The sequence below is a fragment of the Burkholderia contaminans genome (assembly GCF_029633825.1).
Taxonomy (GTDB): domain Bacteria; phylum Pseudomonadota; class Gammaproteobacteria; order Burkholderiales; family Burkholderiaceae; genus Burkholderia; species Burkholderia contaminans.
In genome coordinates this window covers 279315-301095 of record NZ_CP090642.1, presented here as the reverse complement: position 1 = coordinate 301095, position 21781 = coordinate 279315, and the positions used below count along the sequence as shown (strand labels likewise).

17 protein-coding genes and 1 pseudogene are annotated in these 21781 nt (G+C 66.2%); 5 read left to right on the top strand and 13 right to left on the bottom strand.

The window, feature by feature from the left end:
* Positions 1-67: 67 nt before the first annotated feature.
* The gene (locus LXE91_RS33615) at positions 68-1276 is read right to left on the bottom strand and encodes an ABC transporter substrate-binding protein (RefSeq protein ID WP_039355132.1); all 1209 of its coding nucleotides are present in this window, start codon (positions 1274-1276) and stop codon (positions 68-70) included.
* A 228-nt stretch (positions 1277-1504) separates the two neighbouring features.
* On the opposite strand from LXE91_RS33615, the gene LXE91_RS33610 reads away from it, so the two are divergent.
* The gene (locus LXE91_RS33610) at positions 1505-2359 is read left to right on the top strand and encodes a FadR/GntR family transcriptional regulator (RefSeq protein ID WP_039355135.1); all 855 of its coding nucleotides are present in this window, start codon (positions 1505-1507) and stop codon (positions 2357-2359) included.
* A gap of 178 nt (positions 2360-2537) precedes the next feature.
* Here LXE91_RS33610 and LXE91_RS33605 read toward each other — a convergent pair whose 3' ends face one another.
* From LXE91_RS33605 to LXE91_RS33595, 3 genes are read right to left on the bottom strand one after another with little or no spacing between them, the layout of a single operon-like run.
* A complete protein-coding gene (locus LXE91_RS33605; RefSeq protein ID WP_039355137.1) occupies positions 2538-3962 on the bottom strand; it encodes an aldehyde dehydrogenase family protein in 1425 nt (474 codons plus the stop codon).
* Positions 3963-3992: 30 nt separating this feature from the next.
* Positions 3993-5390, bottom strand: coding sequence for an aspartate aminotransferase family protein (locus tag LXE91_RS33600; RefSeq protein ID WP_039355140.1), 1398 nt, complete (start codon positions 5388-5390; stop codon positions 3993-3995).
* A gap of 57 nt (positions 5391-5447) precedes the next feature.
* Positions 5448-6839: an APC family permease gene (locus LXE91_RS33595; protein ID WP_039355144.1), complete on the bottom strand. Its 1392-nt coding sequence runs from the start codon at positions 6837-6839 to the stop codon at positions 5448-5450.
* A gap of 250 nt (positions 6840-7089) precedes the next feature.
* Here LXE91_RS33595 and LXE91_RS33590 point away from each other — a divergent pair, with 250 nt between their 5' ends.
* Positions 7090-8184 carry an AraC family transcriptional regulator gene (locus LXE91_RS33590; protein ID WP_039355379.1) on the top strand — a complete coding sequence of 365 codons (1095 nt, stop codon included), beginning with the start codon at positions 7090-7092 and terminating at the stop codon, positions 8182-8184.
* A 340-nt stretch (positions 8185-8524) separates the two neighbouring features.
* Entirely contained in the window at positions 8525-10960 is a 2436-nt protein-coding gene (locus tag LXE91_RS33585; protein ID WP_039355146.1) for a PEP-utilizing enzyme, read from the top strand.
* Between the two features lie 52 nt (positions 10961-11012).
* Here LXE91_RS33585 and LXE91_RS33580 read toward each other — a convergent pair whose 3' ends face one another.
* Positions 11013-11387: a S26 family signal peptidase gene (locus LXE91_RS33580; protein ID WP_039355148.1), complete on the bottom strand. Its 375-nt coding sequence runs from the start codon at positions 11385-11387 to the stop codon at positions 11013-11015.
* 270 nt (positions 11388-11657) lie between these two features.
* Between LXE91_RS33580 and LXE91_RS33575 the strand changes: the two genes are divergently transcribed.
* On the top strand, positions 11658-12638 hold the full coding sequence (locus LXE91_RS33575) for a bifunctional helix-turn-helix transcriptional regulator/GNAT family N-acetyltransferase (protein WP_039355152.1): 981 nt from the start codon (positions 11658-11660) through the stop codon (positions 12636-12638).
* 107 nt (positions 12639-12745) lie between these two features.
* Here LXE91_RS33575 and LXE91_RS33570 read toward each other — a convergent pair.
* Positions 12746-12976 (bottom strand): annotated as a pseudogene (locus LXE91_RS33570) (leucyl aminopeptidase); the annotation flags it as partial.
* 319 nt (positions 12977-13295) lie between these two features.
* On the opposite strand from LXE91_RS33570, the gene LXE91_RS33565 reads away from it, so the two are divergent.
* A complete protein-coding gene (locus LXE91_RS33565; protein WP_082139462.1) occupies positions 13296-13844 on the top strand; it encodes a sigma-70 family RNA polymerase sigma factor in 549 nt (182 codons plus the stop codon).
* Between the two features lie 77 nt (positions 13845-13921).
* Here LXE91_RS33565 and LXE91_RS33560 read toward each other — a convergent pair whose 3' ends face one another.
* The 7 genes from LXE91_RS33560 to LXE91_RS33530 form a co-directional block, all read right to left on the bottom strand.
* Entirely contained in the window at positions 13922-14350 is a 429-nt protein-coding gene (locus LXE91_RS33560; RefSeq protein WP_046196784.1) for a hypothetical protein, read from the bottom strand.
* A 31-nt stretch (positions 14351-14381) separates the two neighbouring features.
* Positions 14382-15815: a metalloprotease TldD gene (tldD, locus tag LXE91_RS33555; RefSeq protein WP_371295203.1), complete on the bottom strand. Its 1434-nt coding sequence runs from the start codon at positions 15813-15815 to the stop codon at positions 14382-14384.
* A gap of 105 nt (positions 15816-15920) precedes the next feature.
* Positions 15921-17279, bottom strand: a complete 1359-nt coding sequence (locus LXE91_RS33550) for a TldD/PmbA family protein (RefSeq protein WP_039355164.1) — start codon at positions 17277-17279, stop codon at positions 15921-15923.
* Positions 17280-17502: 223 nt separating this feature from the next.
* Positions 17503-18723 (bottom strand): thioredoxin, encoded by a 1221-nt coding sequence (gene trxA, locus LXE91_RS33545; RefSeq protein WP_039355167.1) that lies wholly within the window; start codon positions 18721-18723, stop codon positions 17503-17505.
* A gap of 78 nt (positions 18724-18801) precedes the next feature.
* Positions 18802-20604: an ABC transporter ATP-binding protein/permease gene (locus LXE91_RS33540; RefSeq protein ID WP_039355171.1), complete on the bottom strand. Its 1803-nt coding sequence runs from the start codon at positions 20602-20604 to the stop codon at positions 18802-18804.
* Complete coding sequence (locus LXE91_RS33535; protein WP_039355173.1) at positions 20601-21023, bottom strand: ExbD/TolR family protein; 423 nt, start codon at positions 21021-21023, stop codon at positions 20601-20603. Before LXE91_RS33535 ends, LXE91_RS33540 begins: the two co-directional genes overlap by 4 nt.
* A gap of 11 nt (positions 21024-21034) precedes the next feature.
* The gene (locus LXE91_RS33530) at positions 21035-21775 is read right to left on the bottom strand and encodes a MotA/TolQ/ExbB proton channel family protein (protein ID WP_039355175.1); all 741 of its coding nucleotides are present in this window, start codon (positions 21773-21775) and stop codon (positions 21035-21037) included.
* Positions 21776-21781 lie beyond the last annotated feature (6 nt).

Below are 21781 nucleotides of genomic sequence, written 5' to 3'. Positions count from 1 at the left end.
CTTCCGTGTCAGAAAGGAAGGTAACGGACGTCCGCGGCGCGCGACGGCCGCGGACGCGTGCACTGCGTCACGCGAGCTTGCAGCTCGTCTTGTCGACCGGCAGGAACGACTGGCCCGAGCTGACGATGTCGGCGTAGTCGTCCGCGTTCTTCATCCGGCTCTTCGGCTTGCCCTTCAGCAGGTAGTAGTTCTTCAGCACCTGATGGTCGCCCTTGCGGATTTCCTCCGGGCCGGTGAGGCCGTCGTACTTCATGCCCTCCATCGCCGCGACCACCTTCTTCGGATCGGCGCTGCCGGCCTTCACCATCGCGTCGACCAGGATCTTCGAGCAGATGTACGAACCCGCGAGGCTGTAGTTCGGGTTCGCCTTGAACGTGGCGTTCGCGCGCTTAACGAGGTCGCGGTTCAGCGGCGAATCAATGGCGTGCCAGTACTGCGCGCCGAAATACACGCCGTCGCAGATGTCGGGCCCGAGCGCCTCGAACTGCTCGAGGCCCGACGCCCAGGCGAGCAGGATCGTGCAGTTGCGCTTCATCCCGAAGCTGACGGCCTGGCGCAGCGTGTCCGACGACTGCGAGCCGAAGTTCAGGATCAGCAGCACGTCCGGCTGCGCGGCCGCCGCGTTCGTCAGGTAGCCGCTGAACTCCTTCTCGGCGAGCGAGTGGTAGCTGTTGCCGACATGCTCGATGCCCTTTTCCTTGAAGATCGCCTTCGCGGCCGACAACAGGCCGTCGCCGAACACGTATTGCGGCGTGATCGTGTACCAGCGCTTCGCCTTCGGCAGCATCTGGGTCAACGGGCGCACCGTCTGCTCGATCGCGCCGAAGGTCGGCACCGACCAGCGGAACGTCGCGGCATTGCAATCCTTGCCGGTGATCTCGTCCGCGCCGGCCGTCGTGATGAACACGCCGCCCGCCTTCTGGACTTCCTTGCCCATCGCCAGCGATTCGGACGACAGGATGCCGCCCGCGAAGAAACGCACCCCCTTCTGCTGTGCGATCTCCTGCACGCGCCGCACGGCGGTCGCGGGCTTGCCCTCGGTGTCGAGCGCCGTGTAGGCGAGCGGCGCGCCGAGCACCTTGCCGTATTGCTGGACGACGAGCTGCATGCCGAGATCGGCGTACTTGCCGTTGGCGGCGAACGGCCCCGACATCGGCACCGGGCACGCCAGCTGAATGGATGAACCCTGCGCGAACGCGGCTCGGGACGACATGCTGCCGAGCGTGCCCGGCACGGCCGACAGCGCGGCCAGTTTCAACAGTTCTCGGCGATTCAAGTTGACGCTCCTGATAAAGGGGGACACACGCGATGCGACCGACTGCCAAACCGTGCCCACGCCCTGCTGGATGCGCGCCGCCGGTTGATCCTATTTATCATGATAAATAGAATGAACCTGATGCTAGAGTTGATCAAAATTGGTGTCAATCAGGCAAAATTCCGTACCCGCGCCGGCACGGATCGTCGACGATGACGCGGCGCGCAGTCAGACAAAGGAGTCGTAAAGATGGTCATGGACCGAGCCAGGGCGGGCCTCGCGGTCGAAATCAAGCAGCCGAAGCGGGCCGATCTCGTCGCCGAGGAGATCAAGCGGCTGATCACCGAGAAGGACCTGAAGCCGGGCGATCGCCTGCCGCGCGAAGCCGAGCTGCAGCAGCTCTATGCTGTGAGCAAGAGTACGATCCGCGAGGCGCTGAAGTCGCTCGAGGTGCAGGGGCTGATCAAGGTCACGACGGGGCCGTCGGGCGGCGGGATGGTCGTCGAGGTGCCGCTCGACCGCACGCTGCAGCTCCTGCAGAACTACCTGTTCTTCAAGGACGTGACGATCGACGACATCTACACCGTGCGCAAGCTGCTCGAACCCGAGCTGGCGGCCGGTGCCGTGCCGCATCTGAGCGAGCGCGACTTCGCGGCGCTGGAGGCGAACATCGCGTGCTGCGACGGCGCATCGGGCGTGCACGACCGCGGGCACATGCTGCGCCAGCGCCAGGAGGACACGACATTCCACGACATCCTCGCGGCCGCGAACCCGAACCCGTTCCTGCGCTTCAGCTGCGAGCTGATCAACGAGATGATCCGGCAACTGATCGAGTTCCGGAACGATACGCCGCTCGTGGAGCACAAGCGCTTCGGCGAAGCGAACGTGTCGATCCACAAGGCGATCCTGCAGGCCGCGCGCGAGCGCGACACCGAGCGCGTCCGGGCGCTGATGGTCGAGCACATGACCGAGGCGCCCAAGCATGTGAAGCGGATGAAGGGCAAGCTGCGCGGGCGGTTGATCCTCGATTCCGAGATCCGCCGGCGGGCCGCCGCGCCCGTTGCGGGATCCGATGCGGGCGCAACGGATCCCGACGAGGATTGATTGCCGGCGAGCGCGGCGTCGGCTCGACGCCGCGTGCTTCGCAGCGCACGGGAAGTATCCGCCACGCCGCAACTGCCGACACTGTGCGTGGCCGTGGCGGCCAGCCGCCGCGAGCGGCGCAGGTAACGGCGCATGCGCGTCGCGACTCGCCCGTGCGGGCGCAGCATCGTACGTACGCTCAAGCGTACCCCGTCGTCCCCTTCGTCTCCAGATACTCGACCAAGCCGAACTCCGCATACTCGCGGCCGTTGCCCGAGCGCTTGTAGCCGCCGAACGGCGCGGCCGGGTTCCATGCCGGGTAGTTGATGTGGACGTTGCCCACCCGCAACCGCGTCGCCACCCTGCGCGCACGCTCGATATCCTTCGACTGCACGTAGGCCGCGAGCCCGTAGACGGAATCGTTCGCGAGCGCGACGGCTTCTTCTTCGGTCCGGTAGGTCATGATCGACAGCACCGGCCCGAAGATCTCCTCGCGCGCGATCGTCATCGCCGGCGTGACGTTCGAGAAAACCGTCGGCCGCACGTAGAACCCGTCACCGAGCCCGTCCGGCCGCCCCGGCCCGCCGGCGACGAGCGTCGCACCCTCTTCGACCCCGAGCCGGATGAAGTGCTGGATGCGGTCGAACTGCGTGCGGCTGACCACCGGCCCGATGCCGGTTTCCGTCGAACGCGGATCGCCGACGACCGTGCGCTCCGCCTCCCGCCGCGCCGCTTGCTCGGCCCGCGCAAGATGGTCGGCGTGCACGAGCATGCGCGTCGGCGCATTGCATGACTGGCCACTGTTGCTGAAACAGCTGCGCGCGCCGCGCGTGACCGCATCCTCGATATCGGCGTCGGGCAGGATCAGGTTCGGGCTCTTGCTGCCGAGCTCCTGGTGCACGCGCTTCACGGTGTCGGCGGCCGCCTTCGCGACTTCGACGCCCGCGCGCGTCGACCCGGTAAACGACACCATGTCGACATCCGGATGCCGCGACAGCGCGTCGCCCACGTCATGCCCGTAACCATGCACGAGATTGAACACGCCGGGCGGCACGCCGGCCTCGTGCAGGATCTCCGCGAACAGGATCGCGCTGAACGGCGCGATCTCGCTCGGCTTGAGCACCATCGTGCAGCCAGCCGCGAGCGCCGGCGCGACCTTGCACACGATCTGGTTGATCGGCCAGTTCCACGGCGTGATCAGCGCGCATACGCCGATCGGCTCGTGCGACACCAGCAGCGAATCGGTCTGCGTGCTGAAGCGGAACGACTGCAACGCGCGGATCGTCTGCTCGAGGTGCGCGGTGCCGACCGCAGCCTGCGCCGCGCGCGCAAATGCAATCGGCGCGCCCATCTCCTGGCTGATCGTCTGCGCGACCTCCTCATAGCGGCGCTGGTAAATGTCGAGCACGCGCCGCAGCAGCGCGACGCGCTCGTCCACCGGCCAGCGCGAATACGTGTCGAAGGCCTGCTTCGCCGCGCCGACCGCGCGATCGACGTCGGCCGCGCCGCCGATCATGAGCTGCGCATACGGCCGCGCCGTGCTCGGGTCGATCACGTCGATCGGCTTCGCATCGGCCGGGTCGAGCCACTGGCCGTCGATATAGGACTGTCGTGACGTTCTCATCGAATGCTCCTGGAATGAAGGACGCCGCGCTCAGCGCGTCGCCCGCGCATAGGTGTCGACGAGGATGTCGCGAATCTTCGCGACGAACCACACGATCTCGTCGCGCGACATCACGAGCGGCGGCGAGAACTGCACGATCGGCGTGCCTTCGTGATCGACGCCCGCGCGGCACAGCAGCCCTGCGTCGAAGATCGCGGGTGCGAGCAGCGTCGACACGAATGCCTGCGCGCTGATGCCGGCCACCCAGCGGCGCGCGGCCTTGTCGGTCACGAGTTCGAGCGAGTAGTGGTAGCCGTCGCCGCGCACGTCGCCGACGCACGGCAGTTCGAGCAGGCCGTCGAGCGTCTGGCGGAACACGGCCTCATTGCTGCGGACGTTCTCCAGCACGCCTTCGCGCTCCATGATCGCGAGGTTCGCAAGCGCGGCCGTGCACGCGACCGGGTGGCCGCCGTAGGTCGCGCCGTGCAGGAACATCTGCTGCGGGCCGTCGAGCACCGTGTCGACCACCGCGTCGCTCGCGATCACGCCGCCGAGCGGCACGTAGCCCGATGCGATGCCTTTCGCGAACGTGATGATGTCCGGCTTCAGCCCGTAACGCGCGGAGCCGAAATATTCGCCGAGCCGGCCGAACCCGCAGATCACTTCATCGGCCACCAGCAGCACGCCGTGCCGGTCGCAGATGTCGCGCAACCCGGCCGCGTAACCGGCCGGCGGCGTCAGGCTGCCGCCCGCATTCTGCAGCGGCTCGACGACGATCGCGGCGACGGTATCCGGCCCCTCCTGCACGATCAGCGATTCGATCTCGTCGAGCAGGTGGCGCGTGAACTCCGCTTCCGTCTCGCCCATCGGGCGGCCGTAGCGCTTCGTGTTGCCCACGTGCCGCACGCCCGACATCAGCGGCTCGAAATGCTTGCGGAAGTTCGTCATCCCGTTCAGCGCGAGCGCGCCGAACGACGTGCCGTGATACGCGACCCGCCGCGCGATGAACTTGCGCCGCTGCGGCTCGCCGCGCGACTGGTGATACTGGCGCACCAGCTTGATCGCCGATTCGTTCGACTCCGAGCCGCTCGACGTGAAGAACACGCGGTTCAGCCCCTCCGGCGCGAGCGCGGCGAGCTTGTGCGCAAGCTTGATCGCCGGCTCGTGACCCACACCCCAGTTGGTCGCGAACGGCAACCGCACCATCTGCTCGCGGATCGCGTCGCCGATTTCCGCGCCGTGGCTGTAGCCGACCTGCACGCAGTACAACCCCGCCAGCCCGTCGAAGTAGCGCTTGCCGTTGCGATCGACGAGCCAGCAGCCTTCGCCGCGGTCGAACACGGTGAGCGCGTTGTCGCGATACGCATCGGCATGCGTGAAATGCATCAGCAGGTGGCGTTTGCCGATAGCCTGCAGGTCCGCATCGAGATTGACGTCAACAGCGTTCATGGATGATTCCTCCTTCAGGGTTTCAGAGCCGGTGGCCGGCGGTCGGCCACCGGTCATTCAATTCATCGACAGCGTCGGCGCCGGGCGCGTGAAGCCGCGCGTCAGCCACACGAGCTGGCAGAGTCCGAGCACGAGCCAGCCGATACCGACGTAGAACGTCTGGCGCGACAGGCCCGACCAGAGCCACACGTTCATCGCGAAGCCGATCGCCGGCATCACGCCGAACGTGATCCAGCCCGCGAAGCGGCGATGCTCGGGGCGGCACAGATAGCTGCGCATCACGCACAGGTTCACGACCGCGAACGCGACGAGCGCACCGAAGCTGATCATCGTCGACGCGAGGTCGAGCGTGATGAACAGTGCCGACAGCGACACGATGCCGACCGCGAGCGTCGCGCGCACCGGCGTGCGCAGCCGTGCATGCAGATGGCCGAATACGCGTTCGGGCAGCACCCGGTCGCGGCCCATCGCGAACAGCACGCGCGTCACGCTTGCCTGGCCCGCCATCGCGCTCGCGAAGCAGCCGGCCACGTACACCGCGACGAAGAACGCCGACAGCGTCCCGCCGCCGATGCGCCGCATCAGTTCGAGGCTGGCCGAATCGAGATCCTTGAATGCGTGCCAGTCGGGAAACACCACTTGCCCGACGTAGGCGACCAGCATGAACAGCACGCCGCTCGCCAGCGTGCAGAGCAGGATCGCGCGCGGCACCGTGCGCTTCGGCTCGCGCGTTTCCTCCGACAGCGTGGTGACCGCATCGAAACCGAGGAACGACAGGCACAGGATCGCGGAGCCGGCGAAGATCGCACGCGCATCGCCCGACGACGGCAGCGCGACGGCCATCGACAGCCCTTCTCCCGATGCGACTCGCGCGGATGCGATGAAGAAGATCGCGATGAACACGAGCTGGCTCGCGATCAGGATCAGGTTCACGCGATTGACGAGCCGGATGCCGACGATGTTCAGCCCGGTGATCAGCACGATGCTGCCGACGATCCACACGCTGGCCGGCACGCCGGGGAAAATCTGCTTCATGTAGATGCCGATCGCGAGGTAGCTGATCATCGGGATGAACAGGTAGTCCATCAGCAACGCCCAGCCGACCATGAAGCCGGCCGACGTGCCGAAGTTGCGGCTCGCGAACGTATAGGCCGACCCGGCGCTCGGCATCAGCCGCGCCATGTGGCCGTAGCTGCGCGCCGTGAACAGCATCGCGACCAGCGTGACCGCGTACGCGGCCGTCAGATGCCCGTTCGTCTCGCTCGTGACGATCCCGTAGGTCGTGAACACCGTCATCGGCAGCATGTACGCGAGGCCGAAGATCACCAGCGTCGCGAGCCCGAGCAGGTGCGGCTTGCGGCGTTCGTCCGCGTCGCCTCGCATCGCGTGCGCGCCGAAGTCATGCGTCGCGGCGGCTGGTGCGTATCGACCTGGGCTGTCGTTGTCCATGCTGTCCTCACGTGGGTGGCGTTCACGGCTTCAACACTCGTTCGCCCGGCATGGCCGGCGGCGCACGACTGGGAGAAAGTGTGGTGCGCCAAAAAATCGGCCACGAATGAGAAAAGCGGACGTAATCGGGGGATATTTCCGGACACATCGCCGCGTGTCGCGCCGACGAGCCATGCATGCTGCTGTGCGGCACTGGCGTTTTGCGGACATTCCGGCTATGTTCTACGCGACCCGTCGCCCCTTCAGCACCATGAACAGCCGCTCCCATCCCGACCAGAGCCGGGCCGAACGCAGCCTGCGTTCGTCGCTCGGCCTCGCGCGCCCGGCCGGGCGCCAGGAGGACATTCCCGCCACCGTCCACGCGATCGCGGTCGCGCTGGACGAGTGCCGCGTGCGGCATATCGACGGCGCCGCGCTGCTCGAAGGCACGGGGCTCGGCGCGGAAGAAGTCGCGTCGCCGAACCTGCACGTGAATCGCGGCCAGGAGCAGCGCTGCTTCCACAACCTGCTGCAGCGCAGCGGCGTGCCGTCGATCGGGCTGTCGATCGGTGCGCGGCTGCACGTGTCGACGCTCGGCCTCGCCGGCTATGCAATGCTGATCAGCGGCTCGGTGATGCAGGCGTTCCGGTGCATGGGCCAGTTTCCGCTGTTCATGGGGCTGTATTTCGATGTACGTATCGATGCGCATGCGGACGGCATGAGCGTGACGATCAGCCGCTACAACGGCGAGCCCGATCTCGAGGGGTTCCAGGTCGACATGTGCCTGTCGAGCCTGCGGCTGATCGTGTCCGATCTCGTCGGCAAGCCCGTCTGGCCCGAGCAGGTGCAGCTCGCGCGCCGCACGCCGCGCAACGCGGCCGACTACACGCGCCACTTCGGCTGCAAGGTCACGTTCAATGCAGCCGACAACCGGCTCGTGTTCACGTCGGTGAACGGCACGGAGAGGCCGCTGCTCGCGAACGAAGTCAGCTTCAATGCGCTGCACGGCCAGTGCGAGGCGCTCGAACGGCAGTGGGCCGCGTCGGTCGGCACGCGCTTCGCCGATCGCGCGAAGGAGCTGATGGCGCGCGATCTCGCGCGCTTCAAGTCGATGACGTCGCTCGCGGATGCACTGCACCTGACCGAGCGCACGCTGCGCCGGCGGCTCGACAAGGATGGCCTCACGTTTCAGTCGCTGCTCGACGACGTGCGCCGCGACGAAGCGGTGCGGATGCTCGACGATCCCGAGCTGACGGTCGCCGCCATCGCGGAACGGCTCGGCTACAGCGAGCCGCGCAGTTTCCGTCATGCGTATCGACGCTGGACCGGCAGGACGCCGCGCGCCGATCAAGATGCCGACGCGTAACGCGCAATCGACGCCCGCTCGGCAGACCTGCAGCAGAAGCCTTCCCGACGCACGTCGGCAAGCCGGTTTCATCGCCGACATCGACACTTCGCGCACACGCCGTTCATGGCCGGCGCCTGAACGGCGTCGCGCTCGACATGGCTGCAGTCATCCGAGTCTTCTCGCGTAGAATGCCCGCAACAATCAAATCAAGCATCAAGCCGAGCGGGCCGCCCTTCCATTCCACTCGCACCGGCGCAACGCGAACACGACAACACGAACAAGACCCGCGGCATCCACCGGCGGCGCCGACCCGACCGGGCGTGTGCCGCCACGACGATCGCCCGCCGACGACGCCACCATGAGCAAACCGATCCTGTACCTCCTCGCCGGCAACGGCAGCGCGGCCGACTGGTGGGACGATGCACTGCCCCACTTCCGGCATTACCGGCCCGTGCCGCTGGAACTGCCGGGCTTCGGCGACAACCCGGCGCCGCCCTGCGAGGATCTCGCCGCGTATGCGCAAGCGCTGCTGGACCTGACCGAGGCGGGCCACGCGATCATGGCGGTCGGCGTGAATGCGCTGCTGGTGCTGCACGCATTGCAGCGACGCCCCGGCCACTTCAGCCGCAGCGTGCTGCTCGCGCCTGTCGGTGCGTTCCTGTGGGAACGGCGCCTGCCGAAACTGATGGCGCCGAAACCGCTGCGCAAGACGATCCACTGGCTGCTCGCGCACTACCCGACGCTGTTTGCCCGCAAGTTCTCGAACCTGACCTGGACGCGGGCCCAGTACCGCCGCATGGGCGCCGGCTACGCGCGCTGCCGTGCGTTCCTGCCGCACTGGGATCTCGTGCGCGCCGATACCGCGCTGCCGCTGCTCGAGTGGGTCAGCGATCGCATCGAACTCGTGTGGGGCGACCAGGACAACGTGCTGGGCGTGCGCCAGGCCGCCGCGTGGTCGGCCATCCTCGCGCGCGCCGACCTCACCGTCACGCTGCAGGCCGGCTGGGGACACTATCCGTGGATCGATGCGCCGGCGGCGTTCGTGCACTGGCTCGAAGCGGGCGACGCCGGCTTCGTCGCGCATACCAAGGGCGGGCGCCTCGCGCTGGCCACGATGGCCGGCCTGCCCGTGCCGCCCGCGCTGTCGCTGACCCGCGCCGACGATCCGCGCCTGCCCGGTTTTCTCGCGAGCCAGCCCGACGCCGAGTGGGCGATCCGCTCGTCGAGCCACGGCGAAGACCAGGCCGATGCAGCCAACGCCGGCCTGCATACGACGTTCCTGCGCGTATCGGCAGCGCAGGCGGCCGCGCGCGTGGCCGAGCTGCTCGATGGCGGCCTCGAGGAAGCGGTCGTGCAGCGCTTCATCACGCCCGTGCTGTCCGGCATCGCGTTCGTGCGGCATCTGGCAGTCGAAGTCGAATGGGTGGAAGGCCACCTCGAAACGCTCGCCGACGGGCAAGCCAGCCCGCAACGCGCGATCCTGTCGCGGCTCGGCGAACCCTGGCAGCGCGGCACGTTCCCGACCGCGCACGGCTTGAGCGCGACGCAGCTGTGGGCCTTCCTGCAGCGCGTGCTGCGCGCGTTCCATTACGTGCCGGGCGACGTCGAATGGGCGTGGGACGGCAAGCAGCTGTGGCTGCTGCAGTACCGTCCGATCAGCAGCTACGGCTGGCACCGGCACCTGACCGCCGCGAACATCGCCGAGATCCTGCCGCCGCAGCCGAGCCGGCTGGTCGAGTATGCGCAACGACGCGCGTCCGGCAGCATCCCGGCGATCATGGCGCGCTGGGATGCACGCGTACTGCAGGACAACGAACCATTCACCGCAGTCTATGGCGGCGCGTCGTACATCAACAACGACCTGTTCCTCGCCCGCCTCGCCGACTGGGGCGTGTCGGCCGGCAACTACAGCGGCGAGATCGGCGGCGCGACACCGCCGCTGCGCTGGCGCCCGCTGCGGCTGCTGCGTTCGCTGCCGGTGTTCTGGCGCATGCTGCGTGTCGCGCGCGGGCACCTGCCGACGCTCGAGCGCGGCTTGCAGCGCTTCGACCAGGAACTCGCGACGCTCGTCGAGCGACGCGCCGACGGCCAGCAACTGGCCGACTGGTTCACGCGCTTCTACGTGTTCGTCGTGCAGGGCAACCTGTGCATCGCGTCGTCGCTGGCCAGCAGCGGCGGCGCACTGTGGGGCCGTCCGCCGACCGCATACGGCCAGCTCGACGACAGCCCGCACCGGCTGCCGTGGGAAACCGATCCGGGCACCGCACGGCCCGCGCCCACCCACCTGCCGCTGCAGGCGTTTCCCGCCTGGCCGCTGCCGGTCCGCGTGCTCCACGCGCTCGGCGCGCCCGGCATGCGCGGCTGGTATCTGCAGGTGCGCGAGTGGTATCGCGACAACCTGATGCGCGTGTTCTTCCGCCTGCATCATGCGATGCCGGCCGCCGATCGCGACACGTGGTTCGCGCCCCATCCCGATCGCCGCGAACGCAACGGCAGCTTCTGGCAGGACGGCGGCGAAGGCACCGACGAGGCAGCCGGCTTCATGATCTATCCGGGCCACACGCAAGGCGTGCTCGGCCACGACATCCTGCTGGAAGACACGCTCGACCCGGGCCGGCACGCGCAGTACCAGGCCGCGCGCGCCGTGATCGCGCGCATGGGCGGCCGGCTGTCGCACGGCGCGACGCTGCTGCGCGAGCTGCGCAAGCCGTCGGCCGTGCTGCCGCGCGTCGATGCGGCGTGGATCGGGCGCGAGGTGCGGCTCAGCGACGGCCAGCTGACGCTGGTCGAATGAACGCGATGCGGTTGCCGCGCACCCGAGCACGGGCCCGGGCCTGAACTGCCGATCAGCGTACCGGCGTGCGGACGACTCCGTCGACCTTCAGCGTGCGCCGGTCGTGCGCGGCTTCGTATTCGACCGTCTGCGCAGGCGTGACGGCGCCGTATGAATGGCCGTTCACGTAGACGGTGCCGTCCCGCAGCTCGACCCGGTCGCCGTTGACCGTCGCTGTGGCCCGTTCACCCTGCAGCACCGCGCCCGAACAACCTGCAGTCGAAAAACTGCGGACCGACGTGCCCGGCATCGCGGCGATCCCGCCCTGGTCCGCCGCATGCGCCGCGCTGCACGGCGGCGCATCCATGCTGCCGGCAGCGTGGACCGCGCCGGCGCTGATGCCGCATCCGGCAAGCAGCGCAATCGTCATCGGCTTCAGATGGTTCATGGTGAGCTCCGTTGTCCGCCGCCGCGGATCGATGACCGGCCGACGCCCGTGCTCGCATGGCAGGCCGGCCGGCCGGATGCATCCAGTATGCGTCCGGTTCGCGGCATTCCGCCATCGTCGCCGATACCGCTCATCGCCGCCCGGTTCGCTCCCGCAGCGGCCTCTGGAAGCACCTCCCGCGGGGCAACCCGTCCCCATGAAAATCCACCTTGATCAAGTTGCGACTCGCAACTATTATTGATTGCGATCCGCAACCTTTCCGGACCCGCCATGGACCTCATCGACGCTCCCGCCAAGCCCCGCGAAGCCACGATCCTCGAGCTGCGCGACTTCTCCCGCAAACTGGTTCGCGAGCTCGGCTTCATGCGCGCGACGCTGGCCGACAGCGACTGGGCGCCTTCGGCGGTCCACGCGATCCTCGAGATCGGGATGGCGCCCGGCATCAACGCCCGCGATCTGGGCAACATCCTGCGGCTGGACAAATCGAACACGAGCCGGCAACTTGCGCGGCTCGAGGCCGCCGGTATCGTCGAGCGGCGCGTGTCGAGCGACGATGCGCGCGCGATCGAGCTGTACCTGACCGCCGACGGAAAAAAGCTCCAGAAGAGAATCGACACGTTCGCGACGGACCAGGTATCGAATGCGCTGCGCCGCATGGTGCCTGCCGACCAGCAGGCACTGCTGCGCTCGCTCGCGCTGTATGCCGATGCGCTCGCGCAGGACAACGCCGCGAAAGCGCCCGTCGCGACACTCGATGCGCCGGCGATCCGCGAAGGTTACCAACCGGGCTGCATCGGCGATATCGCGAGCCTTCACGCGCGCTTTTATTCGGAACACTGGGGCTTCGGCGCGTTTTTCGAAAAGCGGGTGGCGACCGAGCTGGCCGAGTTCGTGGGGGCGCTGCCGGCCGACGGCAAGGCGCTTTGGCTATGCCAGGAGGACGGGCGGACCCTCGCGTCGCTCGCGATCGACGGCGACCCGGCAACCGGCGTCGCGCACCTGCGCTGGTTCATCGTGAACGATGCGCTGCGCGGGTCGGGCATCGGGCGCCGGCTCATGACGGAAGCCATGCGCTTCGTCGACGCACAGCGGTTTCGCGAGACTTACCTGTGGACGTTCAAGGGGCTGGACTCGGCACGCCATCTGTACGAGTCGTTCGGCTTTGCGTTGACCAGCGAATCCGCGGGCACGCATTGGGGAACCGAGGTGGTCGAGCAGCGCTTCAGCCGGCCGGGGCCGTCGGGTGGTTGAGGGTCAGCAAGCGTCGAAGTAGCGGGCGTCGGACGACGTGCAGGGTCGCGCGCCCGTTCTACTTCGAACACCGCAGGACTGCGCCGGGCAGTATGCGGTGGGCAAGTTCACGGCTCCACGCGACTCGCGAGGAATTCGAAGAGCAAGGCGACCGGCCGGCCAGTCGCGCCTTTCGTCGTGCCGCTTCGCCATGCGGTGCCTGCGATATCGAGATGCGCCCACGAATATGCCTGCGCGAAACGTGACGGAGAACGGGCCGCGGTAATACTGCCCGCCACGGGTCCGCCAATATTCGCCAGACCGGCGAAATTCGATTTCAGCTGCTCGCCGCCCTCGTTCGGCACGTCGCCTCATAACGATTCGACGATTCATTGGTTCCCTCGATCACGCGGCGCTCGTATCGTTCACGATTCATCCGACTTATCGGCCGATGGCTGCATGGCTGATCGTCGGCGAAATGACAATGCGGAATATTGCGTTGGTTTCAAGCCACTTTGAGTCTGGCGTTTTTTGCAATGGCATACTCAAGCTGAGACGCTGCGCAGAGACGTTGTTACTTCCAGAGGTGTGGCGGCGCAAATAATGTGCGCCTCTTCATGTGCTGTTTTCGTGCACGCTTTCGTGCCTTGACGCCCCTCGTCCAGGAATCAGTTTCAGATGAATTACAGTTCACCGATCAGTGGCGCCCCCACAGGATGCGATGTCGACGAACGCACGCGCTCGCGCGCGGCGTGGTTGACGAGTGAATTTCGCACGAGCTATGCGTGGCTGAAGTCGAAACTGCAAAGACGTGTCGGCTCGCCGGCCGACGCGGAAGATCTCGCATCGTCGTCGTTCGCCGAACTTGCGGATGTGCAGGACGTGACAGCCGTGCGCGATGCGCGGGCCTTTCTGACGGTCATCGCACAGCGCCTCACCTACGAAATGTGGCGGCGCCGCGACCTGGAACGCTCGTACCTTGAATCGCTCGCCCATCGGGAAGAAGCAGTCGCGCCGTCGGCAGAAAGCCTCGCGGAAGTCACGCAGGCACTCCTGCTCGTGGATCAGGCGTTGAACGGCCTGTCACCTAACGCAAAAAGCGCCTTCGTCATGAGTCAGATCGACGGCCTCACGCACGCCGAAATCGCCGAGCGGCTCGGCGTGTCGGCGAGCATGGTGCGGAAATATATCGCGCAGGCTTTGACGCAGTGCTATCTGATGACGTGAACCGGCTGCACCAGCGCCGGTGCTCGGCTGCCGGCCGGCATCCTCCGATGCCGATCGTTGTCGCGAATACGTCTCTTTCACTGGGCTGCGCTGGGGCGCTCCAGTTGCCGTGCGACGATGTCGATCACTCGGACGGGCGCTATCTCGAGTTGTAAATCATGATCCGTCACGAGCGCCGCAAAGGTGAGAAAAGCGGCGGGATCGAATCCGTAGCGGCCTTCCTCTCCCGATTCATATGCGTTGCCGGCGATGCGCTCGTACTCGTCGGCTGTATGCAGGCGTCGTCCGCCGTAGCCGAGCTCGCGCAGCATCGCGGCGGCCATCGCCACGCGCAACAGGATGCGCAGCGCAGTCAGCGAGCCGGCGCCGGCGCGCAGCGCTTCGAGCTGAAGGTGATACTCCAGTGAGAGTGCATCGCGAATGGCCTTCGGTAAAGGCAGGAGTTCCGTCTTGTCCGCCCGCGACCGGACTCTCGACTGGTCGAGACGCTGCGCCCAGCCTCTCATCTTCGGCTCACCACCTGTCCGCACGCGTTCATCACGCCGTTCCGCCCACCGTCATGTCGTCCACGCGAACGGTAGGCTGCCCCACGCTCACCGGCACCGACTGGCCGGCCTTGCCGCACACGGCACGGCCCGTGTCGAGTTCGAGGTTGTTGCCGACCATGCCGATTTTCTGGATCGTTTCGAGCCCGTTGCCGGTGATCGTCGCGCCTTTCACCGGTGCGCAGAGCCTGCCGTTTTCGATCAGAAATGCTTCTGATGCCTCGAACACGAACTGCCCGCTCGTGATGTCGACCTGCCCGCCCTCGAGCCCCGCCACATATATCCCGCGCTTCACCGACTCAATGATCTCCTCGTGTTCGCAATCGCCGTTGAGCATGAACGTATTGGTCATGCGGGGCATCGGCAACACCGCATAGCCCTCGCGCCGGCCATTGCCCGTCGGCTTCATGTTCATCAGGCGCGCGCTGAGCGCGTCCTGCATGCAGCCGCGCAACACGCCGTCCTCGATCAACACCGTGCGTTGCGTCGGACAGCCCTCGTCGTCGAAATTGAGCGAACCCCGGCGGCCTTCGAGCGTGCCGTCGTCGACGATGGTGACGTTACGCGCCGCCACGCGCTCGCCGATGCGGCCGGCGAACACCGAGGTCCTGCGGCGGATGCCGTCGGCCTCGAGACCATGGCCCACGGCTTCGTGCAACAGCACGCCGTTCCAGCCGGGCCCGACGACGACGGTCATTTTTCCCGCCGGGGCGGCCCGTGCATCCAGTTTCGTCAGCGCGGCGTCGACGCGGTCGCACACCAGCGTGCGGATGTCGTCATCCGACCACGAAGCGATCCCGTAGCGACCGCCGATTCCCCCGCTCGCGCTTTCGATCCGGTCGCCCGATTTGACCCGAACGTTGATCGCCAACCGCAGCATGGGCCGCACGTCGCCGACGCTGAGCCCGTCGCAACGCGCGACCCACACCGTCTCGTGCGTCGCGGCGAGCATCGCGTTGACCTCGACCACGCGCGGATCCTTCGAACGCGCCAGTTCGTCCACGCGCTTGAGCAGCGCGAGTTTCCGCTCCGCGCCGATCGCGCCGAGCGGGGCTCGCGGGACATAGATCGATCGCGCCGCCGCGAGACCGGCCGGTTCGCCGCGGGGCGCTGCGTGGGAGAGCTCGTCCGATCCCGAACGAATCTGCCGCGCGATCGTGCGCAACGCGTCCGCCCCGATCCGTTGCGAACTCGCGAACGTCGTCTCCTCGCCGTTCAGCACGCGCATGCCGAATCCCGAATCGCACTGCCAGGCGCCGCCCCGCACGGCGCCGCCTTCGAGCGACCACGATTCCGCGATCGACTCCTTCAGATAGATGTCGGCGAAGTCGCCGGACTGCCCGAGCGCGCTGTTCAGCGCGGCGAACAAGTGCGTTTCGTCGATGCCGTGTTTGTCCAGCAGCCCCGCATACGCCGCGCGACGCATGTCGTGGAGCGAGGGGCCGCGGGTGTCGGTCAGGGTTTGGTTCGTGTCCAGCATAGTGTCGTACCGGTGTGTGACGGAAAAGGATGGTCGCGCGCACCGAGCGCGTCAGCTCCCGCCGATTCGCATTTCATCGATCAGCCACGAGCCCGTGCGGAAGCTTCCTCTGGTCGCGGTGTCGGCCCCCACGGCGAGCAGGCCGGAAAACATCGCATCCAGATTCGACGCGATCGTGATGCCGGTGACCGGAAAACTGATCTGGCCGTTCTCCACCCAGAACCCTTTAGCGGCACGCGAGAAATCGCCGGTCAGCCGATTCACGCCGCCGCCCGCCATCTCGGTGACGAACAAGCCTCGACCAAGCCTTTCCAGCATCGTGTCGATCCCGTCCGAGTTGGCGGTTTTCGCGCTACGCACTTCGAGGTTGTGCGGGCCCCGGCCGTTGCCGGTCGGTGCCATGCCGAGGCGCCGGGCGGCATACAAGCCCAGAAAATAGCCGCGCAACACACCTGCCTCGACGACCGATCGCCGGGACACGGCAACACCGTCCGAGTCGAAGCAGCGACTCGCCATGCCTTTCGGGACGAACGGATCTTCGTACACCTGAATGTGATCGGCAAAGATGCGAGTACCGAGACGGTGGCTCAGGTATGAGCCCGTCCGATAAAGCGCATCGCCGGATGCCGCGTTGACGAACTCGCCGAGTAGCGACATTGCGGCCAACGGCTCGAACAACACGGAGCAACGCTGCGTTTCGACCTGCGTGCTGCCCAGCAGCGCGAGCGCGCGCGTCGCGGCTTGCGTGCCGATCCGTGCGGGTGCGTCCAGGTCGGCATAGGCGCGCGCGCCGTCGCTCCAGAATCCCATCTGCTTCTCGCTGGTGCCTGCCGCGACAGGCATGCACGACAAAAAATGCGTGGACCACGGCACGCTGTGCCCAAACCCCTCGCTGGTCGCAAGCAGCGACAACCCCGCGGAAGTCCCGACGCTGGCACCGTTGGTCGTCACGATGGCCGGGCTCGTGGAGAACGCGGCCTCTTCCGCGCAACGGGCGTCTTCGAGCATGTCATCGAGCGACAGATCGAGCGGATGATACAAGTCCAGATCGATGAAGTCCGTCGCGAGCAAGTCCGCCCGAGCCAGGCCGGCGGCGGCATCGGCGTCCGTGACCGACGCGATGTCGATGGCCGCCGCGACCGCGCCGGCGAGACCGTCGGCGGACAAATCGGACGAGGTCGTCGCACCGCGCCGGCCATTGCGATAGACCACGAGCGAGACAGCCGAAGACAGTCGAAGGCTTCGTTCGGCCGGCACCCGGTTGCGCACGGTGGCTGTCCGTGATTCGACATGATCGATCTCCACACGGACGCCGTCGGCCCCTGCGCGTCGGGCAAGATCGAGCGCACATTCGGCCGCTGCCTCCAGGCTGGATTTCACGTTGCGCCACTGCGTACCGCCGTCATGCATGGAAATCACTCCGAGTGTTGAACTGCCGTGTGCCCGTGAATCCGACTTTCCGTCGGGACGTTTTCGCGTCGCTTCGAGCGGAAGCACATTGAAAACAGTGTATCGAGGGCGATCGAAATTTTTTTATGAAACAAATCGCCGTATCGCGGAATCGTGGAATCGTTTTGCGCGCGCGCCAGCGCATCCGGAATTTACGTTCGACGCGCGCCTTTTCGACGATGATTCACGCGCAGCGCTTCGTCAGCCCGATCAAACGATCGCCGATGCTCGCGCCGACCTTTTTCAGGGCCTGCGTGCCATTGCCGTAGTGCGATCGAAACCGCGCAATGAGTTCGGCATCCACCAACCCAATTCGCTCGAGAGTCTTGTCGCCTTGCGAAGCCTCTTCGCCGCGCTCCACCGCGCGATTCGACGTTTCTTCCGCGAGCTGCATGAAGCGTCGGTCGTCATCGCGCGTCCAGTTGCAGGCCGCGCGCAACAACTCCCAATGCGCGCCCGCAAGGCCGAACATGAAATCGGTGACGATTGCGGCATCGCCGAGCGGTTGAGCGACCAACACGAGAAGCCGTGTCGCCAACGCGTGCGCAGCGCCAGCCGGGGTGGCATCGGCCTTCGCGAGCGCCTGCTTGATCGCGGCCAGCTCCGAATCGAGCGGCCCTTCCGCCCGAGCGGGGTCATGCTGCGCGGCAAGCCGATCTCGAATCAATAGCAACGTGGCGTCGCCGCGGATCAACTCGGTCATCTCGCCGCCGGACAGCAGATCCGTGAGCAGCATTTGCGGCAGCCGCGCGAGATTCGCACCCACCGGAACGGCATCCAGCCAGTGCGCGATGAACTCCGCGCCGTTCAGATGCGTGCTGCGATAGCTCGACAGTGATTCCACCACGGCCAGCACGTTCGCCGGAATGCCCAGCATCCTTGCGCAATCGTCCACGTCCGCGGTATTGCAGACGAACTGAATGGCGCTGCCGATTTCACCATCCCACATCGCTTCCGACGGCGCGGCCCGCTTGCGGTCCAGCCACGTGCGCAATGCGGCAAGGCGCTCCGCCTTGAGCTGGGCGTCGCCGCCGAACGCGTTCGGCGCAACGGCGATCGCCGCCGGCAACGGCGTGACGGAGCCGAGGTGATTGTCGATGAAGCCGGCCAGTTGCGTGGCGGAGCGATTACCGACCACGCGGCCGAGCTCCTTGCCGCCGCGCAGCAGGATCAGCGTCGGAATACCGCGGACACCGAATCGTTCGCGCACGCCGGCATTCTCGTCCACGTCGATCTTCACGAACGCCACGTTGCCTTCAAACTGCTCGCTCAATTTCGACAACGTCGGCGCGAGTGCCTTGCACGGACCGCACCACGGCGCCCAGAAGTCAATCAGCACGGGCAGCGGGTTGTTGATCACGTCGGCTTCGATTGTTTCCAGCGTCACTGATTTCAGATTGCTCATGGATCGACCTTGTCCTGTTTCACGTGTTGGCGCGCCGTGCATTGTTCAAATGCACGGCGTCGGTTGGGATCGTGGCGCTCAGCACAGCTGCGTTCCCGCGTATGCTCCGCTGCTGGTGTGTGCGCCCTCTGCTTCGTCGGCCGCATCCCGTCGTGCTTCCGGTGCGGGGAAATCGAGCGTCGTGTCGTGAAACGCCAGCAGTTCCTTGCGATGCGCGACGCTGACGACCGTGGCCTGAGGCAAACGCTCGATCAAAAGACCGTAAAGTTCCTTCTCGCTTTGGCTATCGAGCGCAGACGTGCATTCGTCAAGGAACACCGTGGAAGGTCTGGCGAGCAGCACGCGCGCAAATGCCACGCGCTGTTGCTCGCCGCCGGACAGCCGTGTGCTCCAGCGATCCTCGACATGGAGCTGGGAGGCATAGGCCGACAATCCGCACGCGCGCAGCAGTTCCTCGCACTCGCTGTCCGGGTACGCCGACGCGTCGCGCGGATAGGTCACGGCCGCCTTCAGCGAGCCCGGCGGGATATAGCTGCGTTGCGGCAAGAAGAACGTGCCGGCCGCCGGCCGCAGGATCGTGCCTTCGCCGTAGGGCCATAGGCCGGCCAGCGCCCGCAGCAACGTGCTTTTCCCGCATCCCGAGCGACCGCGCACGAGGCACCTCCGGCCGGCCGGGAGCACGAAGTCGGGCACGCGCGACAGCGTGTCGCCGGACGCGTCGCGCAAGACGAGCCCGCTCGCGGCGACCGCTCCTGTGCGGCTTTCGTGAAGCGCGATGTCCTGCCGCGGCTCATGCTCGCTCACGTGCAGGAATTCGCGCAAACGGTTGGCTTCCGCGCGCCACGACGTAAATCCCGTATAGGCTTGCCAAAAAAATGCCAGCGACCCCGTGACGGAATTAAATGCGCTGTTCGATTTCATCAGCCCGCCGAGCGTCAGCCCGCCCGACATCAGCTGCGGCAGCATCAGCAAGGTCGGAATGATCGGAATGGCCGAACTCAGCTGACCGACGATATTGTTAAAGAACGAGACGCGCGTATTCACCCACAGCGTCGCGTAGAGATTCGATACCACGAACCGAAACGATGCCTGCAGACGCCCATGCTCGGCCGTTTGCCCCCGAAAGAACGCGATCTGTTCCGCGAATTCACGCACGCCGACCATGAGCACGCGAAAATCGCCTTCGAGACGATGCTGCCTGGCCGTCAGCGTAATCAGCCTGCGGCCCAGATAATGCGTCGCCGCGAAAATGACACCGGTGTAGGCAAATGCGGCGAACACCAGATAACCGTGCAATACGTACGACGATCCGCCGACATCGACCTGCAACGGGCCACCCATGCGCCACAGCACGATGCTGAACGACACGACGCTGACCGGCACCGAAAGAAACCCGAGCCCCAGCAGCAGCGTGTCGTTGACGAACAGTTTCACGTCCTCCGCGATACGCTGATCGACGTTCTCGAGTTCCCGGTCGCGTTCGATCCGGTAATAGTTGTTGCGTGCGAGCCATTTTTCGGCGAGCCATGTCGTGAGCCACCGGCGCCAGCGAATCTGCACGATCTGATGCAGCACCACCCCGGTAATCTGCACGACCGCGCCGGCCATCGCCACGAGCAGGAAACGTACGAGCAGCTCCGGCAGCACCTTGAATCGGGACGCGCCGATCGCATCGTAGAACGTGCCGGTCCAGTTGTTGTTCCATAGCATCACGTACGTCGTGGCCCAACTCGACCCGATCACGAGCATCAGCAATATCAGCGAGAACACGCCTTCGCGCGTACGCCAGTACGGCAGCAGGAGACGCCACACCGGTGGAAAACGGCGGCGTGCTTCCGCGTCTTCCGCGCGATCAATCGGGAAAGCGCGATTCACCGTCATTGGTGCGCCTCGGGCGGTTGCATCACGAAGTTGATCTTGTTGAGGCCGCCGCCCTGGAGCGCCGCGAGAATGGTCGCGACCTTGCCGTACTCGACGTGCTGATCCGCGTTGATGTTGACCGCCGGCGGCTCGCCCTTCGCCGCGGCCTCGGCCACGCGCGCCTTCAACGCCTCCGCATCGACCGGCTGCTTGTTCCACAGCACCGTCTTGTCCGCCGTGATCGACAGATCGATGTCCTGCGTCTTCGACACGGCCGGCTGCGCCGCCGCCTGCGGAAGATCGACCTTCACCGCCTTGTTGATGACGGGCAACGTCACGATGAAGATGATCAGCAACACGAGCATGACGTCGATCAGCGGCGTCATGTTGATGTCGTTCATGACGCCTTCGTCGCCGCTGCCCTCGGTAATCATTGACATGGCGGGCTCCTTCAGGCGGCCAGGTTGGGCGTGGCGCGCTTGCTCGCGACCGATGCGCTGGCCGGCCGGTTGGCGTCGGCACGGGCCTTCGCGCCGGTGACGAAATACACGTGCAGCTCGTGCGCAAAGCGGTTCAGCCGATGGCTCACGCGCTTGTTGCCGCGGTTTACGTAGTTGAAGCCGAGCACCGCCGGAATGGCGACGAACAGCCCGATCGCCGTCATGACGAGCGACTCGCCCACCGGGCCAGCAACGTGATCGAGACTGGCTTGCCCCGACATGCCGATCGCCATGAGCGCGTGATAGATGCCCCAGACGGTACCGAACAGCCCCACGAACGGCGCCGTGCTGCCGATCGAGCCAAGCACGGCCAGGCCGTTTTGCAACCGCGCGACTTCGTCGTCGAATGCATTGCGCAACCCGCGCGCCACCCATTCGCTCGCGCTCAGACTGCCCTGCATCGACGGTTCATTGCCCGAGTGCTGCTCATTCGCTTCGCGCCCGGCAAGCACCAGTGCACGATAGGGATTGTCGCCGCCCTCGCCCAGCGCCTCGATGCCCTCGCTGATCGACGAGCTGGACCAGAAACGCGTTTGCGCGCGCTTGCCGAGCGATTCGAGGCGCCGATTGGCAAATCCTTTCGTTAGTATCACGAACCATGAGACGACCGACATCCCGATCAGGAAAACGAAGATGAAGCGGGTGACGAAGTCACCCTGTTGCCAGACGTTGGCGATGCCATACTGTTCCATGTGTTG

What these genes read in the sequence shown, in the direction of transcription:
- LXE91_RS33610 (WP_039355135.1), top strand. Translation starts at nt 1,505, where the DNA reads ATGGTCATGGACCGAGCCAGGGCGGGCCTCGCGGTCGAAATCAAGCAG.
- LXE91_RS33605 (WP_039355137.1), bottom strand. Translation starts at nt 3,962, where the DNA reads ATGAGAACGTCACGACAGTCCTATATCGACGGCCAGTGGCTCGACCCG.
- LXE91_RS33600 (WP_039355140.1), bottom strand. Translation starts at nt 5,390, where the DNA reads ATGAACGCTGTTGACGTCAATCTCGATGCGGACCTGCAGGCTATCGGC.
- LXE91_RS33595 (WP_039355144.1), bottom strand. Translation starts at nt 6,839, where the DNA reads ATGGACAACGACAGCCCAGGTCGATACGCACCAGCCGCCGCGACGCAT.
- LXE91_RS33590 (WP_039355379.1), top strand. Translation starts at nt 7,090, where the DNA reads ATGAACAGCCGCTCCCATCCCGACCAGAGCCGGGCCGAACGCAGCCTG.
- LXE91_RS33585 (WP_039355146.1), top strand. Translation starts at nt 8,525, where the DNA reads ATGAGCAAACCGATCCTGTACCTCCTCGCCGGCAACGGCAGCGCGGCC.
- LXE91_RS33580 (WP_039355148.1), bottom strand. Translation starts at nt 11,387, where the DNA reads ATGAACCATCTGAAGCCGATGACGATTGCGCTGCTTGCCGGATGCGGC.
- LXE91_RS33575 (WP_039355152.1), top strand. Translation starts at nt 11,658, where the DNA reads ATGGACCTCATCGACGCTCCCGCCAAGCCCCGCGAAGCCACGATCCTC.
- LXE91_RS33565 (WP_082139462.1), top strand. Translation starts at nt 13,296, where the DNA reads ATGAATTACAGTTCACCGATCAGTGGCGCCCCCACAGGATGCGATGTC.
- LXE91_RS33560 (WP_046196784.1), bottom strand. Translation starts at nt 14,350, where the DNA reads ATGAGAGGCTGGGCGCAGCGTCTCGACCAGTCGAGAGTCCGGTCGCGG.
- tldD (WP_371295203.1), bottom strand. Translation starts at nt 15,815, where the DNA reads ATGCGTCGCGCGGCGTATGCGGGGCTGCTGGACAAACACGGCATCGAC.
- LXE91_RS33550 (WP_039355164.1), bottom strand. Translation starts at nt 17,279, where the DNA reads ATGCATGACGGCGGTACGCAGTGGCGCAACGTGAAATCCAGCCTGGAG.
- trxA (WP_039355167.1), bottom strand. Translation starts at nt 18,723, where the DNA reads ATGAGCAATCTGAAATCAGTGACGCTGGAAACAATCGAAGCCGACGTG.
- LXE91_RS33540 (WP_039355171.1), bottom strand. Translation starts at nt 20,604, where the DNA reads ATGACGGTGAATCGCGCTTTCCCGATTGATCGCGCGGAAGACGCGGAA.
- LXE91_RS33535 (WP_039355173.1), bottom strand. Translation starts at nt 21,023, where the DNA reads ATGTCAATGATTACCGAGGGCAGCGGCGACGAAGGCGTCATGAACGAC.
- LXE91_RS33530 (WP_039355175.1), bottom strand. Translation starts at nt 21,775, where the DNA reads ATGGAACAGTATGGCATCGCCAACGTCTGGCAACAGGGTGACTTCGTC.